Annotated in this window: 15 protein-coding genes and 1 pseudogene; 11 read left to right on the top strand and 5 right to left on the bottom strand. The window is 58.7% G+C overall.

Going from position 1 to position 12773, the window contains the following annotated elements:
* The first annotated feature begins 3 nt into the window (after positions 1-3).
* The 4 genes from LAB08_RS23795 (at position 4) to LAB08_RS23810 (ending at position 2129) form a co-directional block, all read left to right on the top strand.
* Positions 4-966, top strand: coding sequence for a hypothetical protein (locus LAB08_RS23795; RefSeq protein WP_096509426.1), 963 nt, complete (start codon positions 4-6; stop codon positions 964-966).
* Positions 967-1089: 123 nt separating this feature from the next.
* Positions 1090-1407, top strand: coding sequence for a helix-turn-helix domain-containing protein (locus tag LAB08_RS23800; protein ID WP_096509425.1), 318 nt, complete (start codon positions 1090-1092; stop codon positions 1405-1407).
* Positions 1408-1453: 46 nt separating this feature from the next.
* A complete protein-coding gene (locus tag LAB08_RS23805) occupies positions 1454-1816 on the top strand; it encodes a type II toxin-antitoxin system RelE/ParE family toxin (RefSeq protein ID WP_096509424.1) in 363 nt (120 codons plus the stop codon).
* A complete protein-coding gene (locus tag LAB08_RS23810) occupies positions 1809-2129 on the top strand; it encodes a helix-turn-helix domain-containing protein (protein WP_096509423.1) in 321 nt (106 codons plus the stop codon). The genes LAB08_RS23805 and LAB08_RS23810 overlap by 8 nt, the downstream gene beginning before the upstream one ends.
* Positions 2130-2169: 40 nt before the next feature.
* Here the strand turns inward: LAB08_RS23810 and LAB08_RS23815 are convergent, their stop codons facing one another.
* Entirely contained in the window at positions 2170-3687 is a 1518-nt protein-coding gene (locus LAB08_RS23815) for an amidase family protein (RefSeq protein WP_096509422.1), read from the bottom strand.
* Between the two features lie 131 nt (positions 3688-3818).
* Positions 3819-4877 (bottom strand): MBL fold metallo-hydrolase, encoded by a 1059-nt coding sequence (locus LAB08_RS23820; protein WP_096509421.1) that lies wholly within the window; start codon positions 4875-4877, stop codon positions 3819-3821.
* Positions 4878-5092: 215 nt separating this feature from the next.
* On the opposite strand from LAB08_RS23820, the gene LAB08_RS23825 reads away from it, so the two are divergent.
* Together LAB08_RS23825 and LAB08_RS23830 are read left to right on the top strand one after the other, a co-directional pair.
* A complete protein-coding gene (locus LAB08_RS23825) occupies positions 5093-5704 on the top strand; it encodes a TetR/AcrR family transcriptional regulator (RefSeq protein ID WP_096509420.1) in 612 nt (203 codons plus the stop codon).
* A 125-nt stretch (positions 5705-5829) separates the two neighbouring features.
* On the top strand, positions 5830-6369 hold the full coding sequence (locus LAB08_RS23830; RefSeq protein WP_096509419.1) for a DUF1003 domain-containing protein: 540 nt from the start codon (positions 5830-5832) through the stop codon (positions 6367-6369).
* A 6-nt stretch (positions 6370-6375) separates the two neighbouring features.
* Here the strand turns inward: LAB08_RS23830 and LAB08_RS23835 are convergent, their stop codons facing one another.
* On the bottom strand, positions 6376-7317 hold the full coding sequence (locus LAB08_RS23835; RefSeq protein WP_096515219.1) for a LysR family transcriptional regulator: 942 nt from the start codon (positions 7315-7317) through the stop codon (positions 6376-6378).
* 15 nt (positions 7318-7332) lie between these two features.
* On the opposite strand from LAB08_RS23835, the gene LAB08_RS23840 reads away from it, so the two are divergent.
* The 3 genes and pseudogenes from LAB08_RS23840 to LAB08_RS30450 form a co-directional block, all read left to right on the top strand.
* Positions 7333-8040, top strand: coding sequence for a CTP synthase C-terminal region-related (seleno)protein (locus LAB08_RS23840; protein WP_096509418.1), 708 nt, complete (start codon positions 7333-7335; stop codon positions 8038-8040).
* Positions 8037-8360, top strand: coding sequence for an antibiotic biosynthesis monooxygenase family protein (locus LAB08_RS23845; RefSeq protein WP_096509417.1), 324 nt, complete (start codon positions 8037-8039; stop codon positions 8358-8360). Before LAB08_RS23840 ends, LAB08_RS23845 begins: the two co-directional genes overlap by 4 nt.
* A gap of 78 nt (positions 8361-8438) precedes the next feature.
* Positions 8439-8552, top strand: a pseudogene (locus tag LAB08_RS30450) (antibiotic biosynthesis monooxygenase); the annotation flags it as partial.
* A 319-nt stretch (positions 8553-8871) separates the two neighbouring features.
* Here the strand turns inward: LAB08_RS30450 and LAB08_RS23850 are convergent.
* Positions 8872-9198 (bottom strand): DUF2025 family protein, encoded by a 327-nt coding sequence (locus LAB08_RS23850; protein ID WP_096509416.1) that lies wholly within the window; start codon positions 9196-9198, stop codon positions 8872-8874.
* A 222-nt stretch (positions 9199-9420) separates the two neighbouring features.
* Between LAB08_RS23850 and LAB08_RS23855 the strand changes: the two genes are divergently transcribed.
* Both LAB08_RS23855 and LAB08_RS23860 read left to right on the top strand, forming a co-directional pair.
* Positions 9421-10548, top strand: a complete 1128-nt coding sequence (locus tag LAB08_RS23855) for a glycerophosphodiester phosphodiesterase (protein ID WP_096509415.1) — start codon at positions 9421-9423, stop codon at positions 10546-10548.
* A gap of 206 nt (positions 10549-10754) precedes the next feature.
* Positions 10755-11060 carry a PepSY domain-containing protein gene (locus LAB08_RS23860; protein WP_096509414.1) on the top strand — a complete coding sequence of 102 codons (306 nt, stop codon included), beginning with the start codon at positions 10755-10757 and terminating at the stop codon, positions 11058-11060.
* Positions 11061-11124: 64 nt separating this feature from the next.
* Here the strand turns inward: LAB08_RS23860 and LAB08_RS23865 are convergent, their stop codons facing one another.
* Positions 11125-12750 (bottom strand): methyl-accepting chemotaxis protein, encoded by a 1626-nt coding sequence (locus LAB08_RS23865; protein ID WP_096509413.1) that lies wholly within the window; start codon positions 12748-12750, stop codon positions 11125-11127.
* Positions 12751-12773 lie beyond the last annotated feature (23 nt).

A 12773-nucleotide genomic window follows, 5' to 3' on the forward strand; every position in this document is an offset into this window, starting at 1 on the left:
CCCATGAAATTCGACCTCGCCTACTGCCTCAGCCTCGACGACAAACTGTCGATCTATGACGTGCGCGATCTCAATTTCGACGAGACGATGGCGTTCGATTCCGCCCAGGAGCATTTCCAGTGCCCCAACGATGCCTGTCGTTTGGCGTTCGATGCGACGAATGGGTTGGGGACGTTCAATGCCAAGAATGTGAATTACGTGCGTACACCGCATTTCAAAAATCTGCCGAGTACGCGGCATGTCGAGGGTTGTCCTTATGTGAGCCTGAAGGCGCCGGCGTCGGGTGTGGAGGCCGAAGCGGAAGACGGTCCTGAAGAACATTTTCCGTCGGAGTTGCTGCTGACCCGGCGTCAGTATGTGCGTAAGCCGCACAGCCCAGCGGTGACGACTGATGTTGCCAGGGATGAGGCGATAACGTCTTCAGCGGACAATAGCGTCGAGCATCTAGCCCAGGATTCGGCACCGGACAAAACCAGTGTCTTCGCTCACCCCGTGGAGTGTTTTGTCTCGAACTTCGAAGACAAGGAGCTGCTCAAGCGCATGCCATTGAAGATCGGTGAGCACACGGCAACCTACGGGGCGTTCTTCAAGAAGATCGAATATCTACAGGACAACAACGGGCTGATTTACTGGGGCAGGATCAAGGAGATCAAAGACTACACCCAGAGCTTTCGCATCGATTTCGAGAAGAAGGTCTGGTTCGAGAAGAAGCCGTATTCGGTCAATGTTTACCTGAGCAAGAAGCTGATCGACACCTACCGCAAGCGCAAGGCGTTCCTGGAAGAGATCAAGCATGCCATCGACAGTGGGCGGGCGTTGTATTGCTTTTTTTATGGGGTGACGCCCGAGTTGAAGCAGGTGCCGAGCAAGAAAAACCCCGAGCAGACGTTCGGGGTGTTCAGCGCCAACATTGAGAATCTGGATCACCTCATTGTACGAGAGGCGCCGGGGTTGGAGGGGAAGTAACCGTCCGTCCGGCTGGAAGGCATGGGATAGAAAAAATCAAAAAATCAATTTGATCCGGGCTCAAAACAACTGTACAAAAACACAGTATATTTTGAACCAACACCCCCGAGCCCGGAGAACACCATGGCCTCTCAAGCGATGAAAATCACCCTGGAGCGTATCGCCCTTTTCCAATTCACCCCGGCCCACTGCGCCCAGGCCCGAGCGATGCTGGGTTGGAGTGTAGAAGAGCTGTCTCGGGAGGCCGGGGTTTCGGTGGAGGCCATTCAGCGTTTCGAGGCCAAGCGCGAGGTGCTGGATGTGACGCGGTTGACGTTGGCGTATCGGTTTGAATCGGAGGGGCTGGTGTTCTTCCCGGGGTTTGCGCCGGGGCGTGGGATGAATGTGAAGGGGTCGACGCCGAATCCGGTGGGGCGGGCGGATTTTGCGATGGTTGAATGAGCAGAAGCTTCGATTGACGATTATTCCCATATAGGTATATTTTCGCATGAGTACAAGGAAGTCACTCCTGTGGGTTAGCAGCAGCAAGAAAGATCTCAAGCAGATGCCCTCAGATGTACAGGATGTTTTTGGTCACGCTCTCCATCTGGCGCAAAGCGGCAAGAAGCATCCGGACGCCAAGCCATTGAAGGGCTTTGGAGGTGCGGGGGTTCTTGAGTTGATTGAGGACTTCGATACGAACACCTATCGTGCCGTTTACACCGTTAGTTTTGGTAGCGCAATTTATGTTCTGCACTGCTTTCAGAAAAAGTCGACTACCGGGATCAAGACCGCGCAGTGCGACATCGATCTAATCAGTAAGCGCCTTCAAGCAGCACGGGATCATGCGAAAGGATTGAAAAATGGTTGAAATCGAAGAAGGCAGTGGGAACGTCTACGAAGACCTCGGAACACCCAACGCCAGTGAAATGCGGGTCAAATCCCAGTTGGCTGCAAAAATTGGTGAAATCATCAAGGCTCGACATTTGACCCAGGTTCAGGCGTCAGACATTTTGGGTCTGTCACAACCCAAGCTTTCCGAAATGCTACGTGGAAAGTTTCGGGGGATCAGTGAAGCCAAGATGATGGAGTGCCTGCTGTTGCTTGGGCGTGACGTGCAGATCGTGGTCAAGTCGGCCCCTCGATCACGAAAAGAGGGCCGACTCGAAGTGGTCTTTACCTGATAGGCAATTCGCCTTGATCAGCCACGTTGTCGCCCTCTCGCTACGGCTTGAACGCCGGTGTCCGCCGTGCATGGGACACCTGCTCATAGCCATACGCCAACGCCAGAAGCCTGGCATCGCTCCAGCGAGGTCCGAAGAAGTAAACCGAAGTTGGCACGCCGTCATCGTCTATGCCGGAAGGCACCATGATGCCGGGATATCCTGCCAGCGGTACGACGTTCATGGCCGGTGACGCGACGTCTGATAGGAGGGCATCCAGTTGATGGGTTGCCAGTAATTGATCGATGGCAGCGGCATTTTCGCTTTGGATTTTTTGCCAGAGCTGGTTGTAGGTTTGCTCGTCAAAGACAACCTTGCTGGCGGCGATCAATGTGTCCTGGTTATGACCTTCGGAGTTAGGGGCATTGAACAGCAGTAGATCTTCCAGTGTCTTGGCAGGAACGCCGGTTCGAGTCGCCAGGTAACGAGGCAAGTCGCGCTTGATCCCCATGTGCAATGCCTCCTCTACCCGTTCTGAAACCGGGGCGATCAATTCCACGGGGATCAACGTTGCACCTGCTGCCTGCATGAGTTCCAACGCTTTAGAAAACTGCGGATCGGTCAGGAGCGGTAAATTGCTGCGATCAAATTTGGCGGGATAACCGATTCGCCGTCCGACCAGTGCGTTTGGACGCAACAAGGCGGTGAAGTCCACGGTGTCCAGATTCTGCGGCCTTGGCACCGGATCAGCGGCATCGCTGCCCACCATGGCGTTCAACAGGAGTGCTGCGTCGCGCACCGTGCGCGCCATCGGGCCGGGCGTGTCCAGCTTGTGAGTGACCGGGATGATGCCGCTGCGGCTCAACAGACCTACCGTAGGCTTGATACCCACCACACCATTCATGGACGCCGGGCAGCTGATCGAGCCAGAGGTTTCCGTTCCGACGGTCAAGGGCGCAAAACCTGCCGCGACGGCTGCGGCAGAGCCTGAACTGGAACCGCAGGGGTCGCCACTTAACAGGTGTGGATTTTTGGTTTGGCCGCCGCGCCCGCTCCAACCGCTGGGGAGTCCAGGATCGCGGAAGGCAGCCCATTCACTGAGATTGGTTTTTCCAAGAATCACCGCCCCCGCCGCCCGGAGGCGTTGCACGATGAAGGCGTCCTGCGCGGCGGGCTCACCTACCATGGCCAGTGAACCGGCAGTGGTCTGCATTTGATCGGAGGTATCGATATTGTCCTTGAGCAATACCGGAATGCCATGCAGCGGCCCTCGGATGTAGCCGCCCTTTCGCTCCCGGTCCAGCGACTCGGCCATGGCCAATGCATCGGGGTTGAGTTCGATGATCGCGTTGATGGCCGGCCCGTTTTTGTCCAGCCTTTCGATCCGCTGCAACAAGTGCCGAACCAGCGTTACAGCGTTCAGTTGACCGCGATCCATCCGCTGATTGATTTCATCGACACTCAAATACTCCAGCCTGGTTTCGGGCGCGGGGGGCTGCGCAGTGGCTGCATTCGCCGCCATCGAAAACAGGGCAATCCCGGCCAGCCGCTTCATGCAGCCGTTTAACGTTACGTCCATGTAGACATCCTTCTGACTGATTGCGAGTGAATGATTTCACCCGTTTTTTCAGCCTACAGAAGCGGCCGAAATTATCCGTCATCACGGCTCACTGCTACTCGTACGAAGGTTCGCCTCTGTTTGTAGTTGCCTTACCCGACGCTCTGTTGATCCTCGAATACCTGCTGCTCAACCGCCAGCCACCAGGCCCCACCCCGCTGTGGATGCATCAGGTTGAAGGCCTCGCCCATTTGCGGCGTGGTAATCGAAACGCTGCGTTCCCAGGCCAGGGCCAGGATGCGGTCGAAGGGCTCGTACCAGGCATGCATTGACAGGTCGAAGGTGCCGTTGTGGATCGGCAGCAGCCAGCGGCCCTTGAGGTCGAGGTGGGCTTGCAGGGTTTGCTCGGGTTGCATGTGCACGTGCGGCCACTCGACGTTGTAGGCGCCGGTTTCCATGAGGGTCAGGTCGAACGGGCCGTATTGTTCGCCGATGCGTTTGAAGCCATCGAAGTAGCCGCTGTCGCCACTGAAGAAGATCCGTGTATCGCCGTCGATCATTACCCACGAGGCCCAGAGCGTGCTGTTGCCATCGAACAGACCACGACCGGAAAAGTGTTGCGACGGTGTGGCGACAAAGCGAATGCCTTCGACTTCGGTGCCTTGCCACCAATCCAGTTGCCGGACCTTGCTGGCGTCGATGCCCCATTTGATCAGGGTGTCGCCCACGCCCAGCGGGGTGAGGAAATATCGGGTCTTGTCGGCGAGCTTCAGCACCGCTTGGTGGTCCAGGTGGTCGTAGTGATCATGGGACAGGATCACCGCTTCAATAGGCGGCAATTGTTCCAGGCTGATGGGTGGCTGGTGAAATCGTTTCGGGCCGGCCCACTGCACCGGTGAGGCGCGTTCGGCGAAGACCGGGTCGGTGATCCAGAACTTGTCCCGCAACTTGAGCAATACCGTGGAATGACCGAGGCGATAGACGCTGTGGTTCGGTGCGGCAATCAGTGCCGCTTGCGTCAGGGGTTGCACCGGGACCGGGGCGCTGGGGCGAGTATCACGCGGTTTGTGAAAGATCACGTTCCACAGGATGCGCAAGGTCTTGCGAAAACCTTCGCGTTTGACCGGCGCATGGTTGCGGTATTGCCCTTCTGTCCGACGAGAAGCTTCGGCTGTGTCAGCGACATCCGCCGGGGAAGTTGAGTTGGCCATGACTGAATGACTCCAGAAAAACCGCTCGTTTCACGATTTTCCGCTTGGGACGATAAATGGCCAAGGCACGCACGCATCAGCCGAACACTCTAGTTATCACCGTGCAGGATTAACAAAACATTACACTGCACAGTGTAGTTTCAAGGTTGCATCAAAGCCGTTCACAAGTAAACTACCGAGTGTAATTTTCTATTCACTCTGCCGAAGCCGCATTTATGACAGCTCCACAGCGCCTGACCGACCGAAAACGCGAAGCCATTATTCAGGCGGCGATTGCCGAATTCCGTGCCAACGGTTTCGAGATCACCAGCATGGACAAGATTGCCGCTACCGCCGGTGTGTCGAAGCGCACGGTGTACAACCACTTCCCCAGCAAGGAAGAGTTGTTTGCCGAAATCCTCAATCAATTATGGGCGCGGGTGACGGCTGAACAGGAAACGCCCTACCGCTCCGATTTGCCGCTGCGCGAGCAACTGCGTCCGATATTGGCGGCAAAGGTGCAGATGCTGGGCGATGACAATTTTCTCGACCTGGCGCGGGTGGCGATTGCGGCAGCTATCCATTCCCCGGAACGCGCGCAGAACATGGTGGCGCGTATGGGTGAACATGAAGAAGGCCTGACCGTGTGGATTCGCGCCGCCCAGGCTGATGGTCGCCTGAAAGCGGCCGCCCCCGACTTTGCTGCGCAACAGGTTCAGGGCCTGCTCAAATCCTTCGCCTTCTGGCCGCAGATTTCCATGGGTTTCCCGGGTTTGTCGGCCGAAATGCAGGGCACCGTGGTGGAGTCGGCGCTGGATATGTTTTTGGCCTGTTATCAAGTGCAATAAATGACAATTCTGGCCAAGTGATCGACCTGTCCGCCGTTCCAAATCAGACACGGCAATGTGTTTCTGAATGAAACTGGCGTCGGGGCTATAGTGAGCCTCAGTCCCAGCGCCATCCAGAGAGCATCATGACCAGCACGACCAGCGAAACCCAAGCCCCCGCCGCCGTCGATCACCTGCGTTTTCATCGTCCTCATGCCCACCTGGCCCCCACTTTTGGCAACGACAAATTTGCCCTGCGGGCCGAAGCCTTTGCACGATTCTTCGGCACCCCGACCTTTCTCGGTGCGCAAACGCTGATCGTGGTGGTCTGGGTGTGCCTTAACCTGTCCGGCTTCACCCACTTCGACGTCTACCCGTTCATCCTGCTCAACCTGGCATTCAGTCTGCAATCGGCCTATGCCGCACCCTTGATTCTGCTGGCGCAAACCCGTCAGGCGGCGCGTGACAAAGCCCAGTCCGAAGCCGATGCGCAGCACCGCGAAGCGCTGGCGATTGCCAACAGTGAACGTCAGGCGCAAGCGGCGCAAAATACCGCGCAACTGCTTCAGCTGCTTGAGCAAAACACCCAACTGACACAAATGACCAAGGAACTGACCGAGCGTATCGAAACCCTGACCACGGAGATGCATCAGCATTTCGTACGCAAGGATCAGCCAAAGGCCTGAGTGGCCTTACGGCAATTTCAGCGCGCGTCCCAACTCGTCGAACAGTGTCACCACCGAGCGCAACGCCCGGCAATCCGGGCGGGTCAGCAGCCATAGCGCAGTGTCGTAACCGTGCAACGGCTCGCCCAGCGTCTGCAAGCCGTCACCGATCAAAAAATCCGGTAACGCCGCCACCCCCAATCCGGCCCGCACCAGTTCGGTGACCGACAACATGCTGTTGCAGCGATACCCCGGCATCACGCCCGGCAGCGCTTGACGGCGCCACGCCACCGTTGGGTGATCCGGCAGAAAGTCATCGGGCGCGATCCAGGTCAATGCAGCCAGGTCTGTCGTATCGATCGATTGCAGGTAACCCGCGCTGGCACACACCCGGTAGGCAATGTCTGCCAGGCGCCGCCCCACCAAATGCTCCGGTGGTGTGCGAGTCAGGCGCAGGGCAATGTCTGCATCGCGGCGGCTGAGATTGGCAAAGTCGTTGGAGGTGCTGAGTTCTATCGTCAGCGCCGGGTAGTTGGGCATGAACTGCGCCAGCGCCGGCAACAGCAAACCTTGCAGGACCGAATCGGTGCAGGTCAGGCGCACAGTGCCGCTGACGACTTCACCACCCTGCTCCACGCCGATGCGCGCCGCGTCCAATGCCTGTTCGGCCCGTTCCGCCTGCTCGGCCAGCGACTGCGCCAAGGTGGTGGGCAGGTAGCCGGCGCGACTTTTTTCGAACAACTGTTGGCCCAATGCAGCTTCCAGTCGACGCACGGCCCGAAACACCGTCGAAACATCGACCTTCATCAGCTGCGAAGCCCGAGCCAGCGAGCCGCCGCGCACCAGCGCAAGGATCAGGGCCAGGTCCGGGTAGTCCAGTCGATAGTGCGTCGCTGCATTGATCACTTGGAGTAACGCCAATATTGAGTGCGTGAACGCCAATCTATAGTGGGCGTCAGGAATCAACAAGCGCTGAGGCCAGCCATGGAAAACCCCGTCATCCGCATCGCCCTGATCGGCGATTACGATCCGCAAGTTACGGCTCATCAGGCCATCCCCTTGGCCCTCGGAATGGCCGCCGAACACACCGGCAAGGATGTACAAGGGCTATGGTTGGCCACCGACAGCATCAGCACCTATACGTCGCTCGATGAGTTCGACGGTTTCTGGTGCGTGCCAGCCAGCCCTTATCGCAGCATGGACGGCGCATTGCGGGCGATTCGCTTTGCCCGCGAGCAACAACGACCGTTCCTGGGCACCTGCGGCGGGTTTCAACACGCCGTGCTGGAATATGCGCGCAACGTACTGGGTTGGTCGAATGCCGAGCACGGCGAGACATCTCCCGACGCTGCCCGCGCATTGCTCACGCCTCTGACGTGCTCACTGGTTGAGGTGGTCGATAGCATTCATTTGCGCAAAGGTTCGTTGATCGCCAAGGCGTATGAAACGTCCGAGATTCGTGAAGGCTATCGCTGCCGCTTTGGTGTGAACCCGCTGTTCGAGCAGGCCTTGCTCCAGCACGAACTACATGCTGTCGGTCACGATGCGGCGCAAAGCTTGCGCGCACTGGAGCTCAAGGGTCATCCGTTCTTCGTTGCCACGTTGTTCCAGCCGGAACGCGCTGCGCTCACAGGCACCCTGCCGCCTCTGGTGCGGGCCTTGGTTGAAGCATGCGCGGAGCGGCGGTCATGATCGCCAATACTCCGCCCGCGCCGTATTACGCGGTGATCTTCACCTCGCTGCGCACTGAGGGTGATCAGGGTTACGCCGGAGCTGCCGCGCGAATGGTCGAGTTGGCCCGTGAGCAGCCGGGGTTCCTTGGGGTGGAGTCGGCGCGGGGTGATGATGGGGTGGGGATTACCGTTTCGTATTGGGCAAGCGAGGCGGCGATTTTGGCGTGGAAGCTTCATCCGGAGCACAGTGAAATTCGGGAGCGGGGGCGGTCTACCTGGTATGCGCAGTGTTGTACGCGGGTGTGCAAGGTTGAGCGGGATTATGAGTTCAAGCTGTAGTTGATGCGGTGTTTATCAGGCCGTCTTCGCGAGCAGGCTCGCTCCCACATTGTCCGTGTGAACACTGAAGATCAACTGTGGGAGCATCATCCGGAGCACAGTGAAATTCGGGAGCGGGGGCGGTCTACCTGGTATGCGCAGTGTTGTACGCGGGTGTGCAAGGTTGAGCGGGATTATGAGTTCAAGCTGTAGTTGACGCGGTGTTTATCAGGCCGTCTTCGCGAGCAGGCTCGCTCCCACATTGTCCGTGTGAACACTGAAGATCAACTGTGGGAGCATCATCCGGAGCACAGTGAAATTCGGGAGCGGGGGCGGTCTACCTGGTATGCGCAGTGTTGTACGCGGGTGTGTAAGGTTGAGCGGGATTATGAGTTCAAGCTGTAGTTGATGCGGTGTTTATCAGGCCGTCTTCGCGAGCAGGCTCGCTCCCACATTGTCCGTGTGAACACTGAAGATCAACTGTGGGAGCGAGCCTGCTCGCGAAGAGGCCAGAAAAATCACCGCATAAACCTCAGCCCCGCACCAAACTCCGCAGCGCCGTAATCTCCGGCACATCCCGCCGGTTCATGTACACCCGCAACGGTTCGGTGATGTTGATCCGCTCGTCGATATTCTGATCCAGCAGCAGCTGAATCAACTCGCGCTTGAGGGTCATGGTGTGCTCCGGGCCGACGACCCAGACGAATTCGCTGACCGGAATGATGCCGTCGTCTGCCACGTCCATGCCGAAGGCATCTTCGCTGAAACGGACGATGTAGTGGCCAGTCTTGCGATTGAGGCCGACGAAGCCCTTGAGTTGGTCGGCAGCCTGGCAAATCAGCTGGGAAGTGATGCGCATGGTAAACCTCACACGATGTGATTTCTGGTTTACACGCAGGGCTCGCGAAGGGTTTTCCCTCTGCCGGGGAAATTGCCGGGAGCAAGCCTACTGCAAACGCACGCACAAAAACCCTGACGAACATCAGCTTCAAACAGGTTTATGTCGGTCTCGCGATAGCGCTGGCAACGTTCAGTTGTTAAAAGGGACGTCTTTGAACACCCTCGCGAAAGGATCTCGACCATGCCTGTCACCTTCACTAAAAACGCTCTGTTATTGAGTCTGCTGCTCGCCCTCGGCCAGGCCCAGGCCGCCAGCGAGCCAGCCCCCTCGGCGCTGGCGATCCGATCGGGCATCCCGCACCCGGCTGTGATCGCCCACCGTGGCGCGTCCTTCGATGCCCCCGAATCCACCGCCGCCGCGTACACACTGGCGCGCGACCTCGGTGCCGACTACCTGGAACTGGACCTGCAACGCAGCAAGGACGGCGTGCTGTTCGCCCTGCATGACAACACCCTGCAACGCACCACCGACGTCGCCCGCAAATTCCCCGAGCGCAAGGACAGCCCCGCCAACGCCTTCACCATGGCCGAGCTGAAAACCCTGGATGCCGGCACCTGGTTCAACACCGCATACCCGGATCGCGCACGCCCTTCCTACGCGGGCCTGAACATCCTGACCCTCGATGAAATCATCGACATCGCCCAGGGCAATCCGCAGCACCAACCGGGCCTGTACATCGAGACCAAGGAGCCGAAGCAATTTCCCGGCATCGAGCATGACCTGAAAGCGAAACTTCAGGAACGCGGCTGGCTGATCCCGGCCGGTTCGGCAGTGGCGAAAAGCGAGCCGGCGGTCGGTCAGGGGCCGGGCAAGGTGGTCCTGCAAACGTTCGAGAAGAGCAGCCTCGAACTGCTGCAAAAGGAAATGCCGCAGGTGCCGAAGATCCTGTTGCTGTGGGTCGGCGAGGGCAACATTGAACCTGTTTCGAAGGTCACCTTTGCCGAGTCCGGCGAGAAAGACAAAGCCGCCTATTACGCCAAACAGGCGCCGAAAGACAAAGCCGAGTTCCAGCGCTGGGTCGACTACGCCAAGGCCCAGGGCGCAATCGGCACCGGCCCGTCCGCCGCGCTGACCCAGGGTGGCGATCAGAGTTACGCGGATCTGGTGCACCCGTGGATGAACCGGTACACCCACGATCAGGGCCTGCTGGTGCACGTCTATACCATCGACGATGCCGTGGATTATCAGAAGGTCATGGAAGCAGGGGTTGATGGGATCTTTACCAACCGTGCCAGTGAGTTGTTGAAGTTCTACAAACGCCCGGCGGCGGTGAGTGTCGATCAGGTGTTGAAGAACAACGGGTATTGATCCGGGACCGAGGTGTTTGCATTCGCGAGCAGGCTCGCTCCCACATTTGATCTCGGTAGGTCACAGAATTTGTGTAAGCCAATGAACCACTGTGGGAGCGAGCCTGCTCGCGAAGGCTTTAGTTCGGACAACGGGGATTTAAGGCTGAATTAAGTTGCCACGGATAACCTGATCCCACTTAAACAGCTCCCCCAGGAAAGACGCTCATGAAAACCTTGACTGCCCTGTTCGCGGTTGCAACCCTGACCCTCGCTGCCGGTCTGGCCCAGGCCGATGTACGAGTGGACGAAATTCCACAACTGGTCAAGGACGGCAAGATCAAGCCACTGGAAGACCTGAACCAGATCGCGCTGCAACTGCATCCGGGGGCGACCATTACCAAAACCGAACTGGACAACCACTTCAACGGTTTCGAGTATGAAATCGAACTGCGCGACGCCCAAAACGTGAAGTGGGACGTGGACATCGATGCCGCGACCGGCAAGGTTTTGAAAAACAAACAGGACAAATAAATCCGCTTCAACACCAGCCGCACGATGTTCCGATCGTGCGGCTTTTTTTCGTCTGGCCGATGGGTCAGGCGCTCAGGCGCGCCGTCACCTCGTTCAACTCTCCCGACAACCCGTGCAGGTTGTTGCTCGCCGCTTCGGTGCGCTGCACGTTGTCCAGGTTGGTACTGGCGATGCTGGTGATTTCGGTGAGGTTGCGCGAGATGTCTTCGGCCACCGAGGTCTGCTCTTCGGCGGCGGTGGCGATCTGGCGGTTCATGTCGCGGATGGCTTCCACGGCCAGGGTGATGCGCTCCAGCATGGCGCCGGCCTCGGTCACTTGCTGGACACTTTCCTCGCTGCGCGACTGACCGCTTTCAATCGCCTGCGCGGCATCCACCGCGCCGGTCTGCACGGTCTGAATGATCTGGTTGATCTCGATGATCGACGCCGCCGTGCGTTGCGCCAGGCTGCGCACTTCATCGGCCACCACCGCAAACCCGCGCCCGGCTTCACCGGCACGGGCCGCTTCGATGGCAGCGTTGAGCGCCAGCAAGTTGGTCTGTTCGGCGATACCGCGGATCACTTCCAGTACTTTGCCGATGCGACCGCTGTCGGTTTCCAGCTGACGGATGACTGTGGCGGTATTGGCGATTTCGCCGCGCATCCGGGTAATGGTGTGGATGGTGCCCTGCATGACTTTTTCGCCCTGCTGCGCCGAATGGTCGGCGTCATCAGCGGCACGCGCCGCATCGGCGGCATGGCGGGCGACTTCCTGGGCGGTGGCGGACATTTCGTTCATCGCCGTGGCCACCTGATCGGTACGGTTGAACTGCTCATTGGTGCCGGACGCCATCAGGGTCGCGATCGCATTCAGTTCACCGCTGGCGCTGTCCAGATTCGTGGCGCTGCGCTGCAACCGGTTGAAGGTTTCGGCGAGAAAGTCGCGCAGCGTATTGGCGGCCATCGCCAGTTTGCCCAGTTCGTCCTGACGGGTGCTGGCCACGCGCTCGGCAAGCTTGCCCCGGCTGAGTTGCGCCACGTATTCGATCAGTTGGCGAATCGGCTCGACCAGGTTGCGGTTGACCAGCCACAGGCTCAGCAAACCGATCAGCAGACCCGAGACCAGCATCACGATGATCCCCAGCATCACGGTGTTGTCGGCACTGGCGCTGATCAGCTTCGATTGCTCGGTGCCCTGCTTGCGCAACTCGTTGACCAATTCACTCATCTGATCGCTGGTCGCGCGGTCCACGCCTTTGACCGCGGTGTCGCCCACCGTCGGGTCGGCGCCAGCCGCCACGTAGGCATCACGGCCCTTCTGGTAAGCGGCGCCCAACTGGCGATGCTCATCGCGCAGGCGCTCGATGCGAGCCTTGAGTGACGGCTCGATGTCCTTCTGCCCCGCCAGTTCGCCGAGGATGCCCTGCACATCGCGCTGGCGGTCCTCGAACTGCTTCCAGTATTTGTCCAGGTCCGCCGGTTGCTTGCCGCGCAACAGAACGTTTTTCCACTCTTGCACCTGCACCTTGAATTGCAGGTTGGCTTCGTCGATCAATTGCGACGTGTGCAACGGCCCTTCGATCAAGTTGGCGTAGCGCTGCACGCCGCTGGAGAGAAAGTGAAAACAGGCCAGGGCGATCAACAGCATCGCAAACAGGCTGCCGCTCAACAGGGCGAGAATTTGCGCTCTCAAGGACTTTTGCAAAAGCATCGGAAGGTACTCGTGGCAGGAAT

Origin of the sequence: Pseudomonas izuensis (assembly GCF_002356535.2) — a bacterium.
GTDB classification, from domain to species: domain Bacteria; phylum Pseudomonadota; class Gammaproteobacteria; order Pseudomonadales; family Pseudomonadaceae; genus Aquipseudomonas; species Aquipseudomonas izuensis.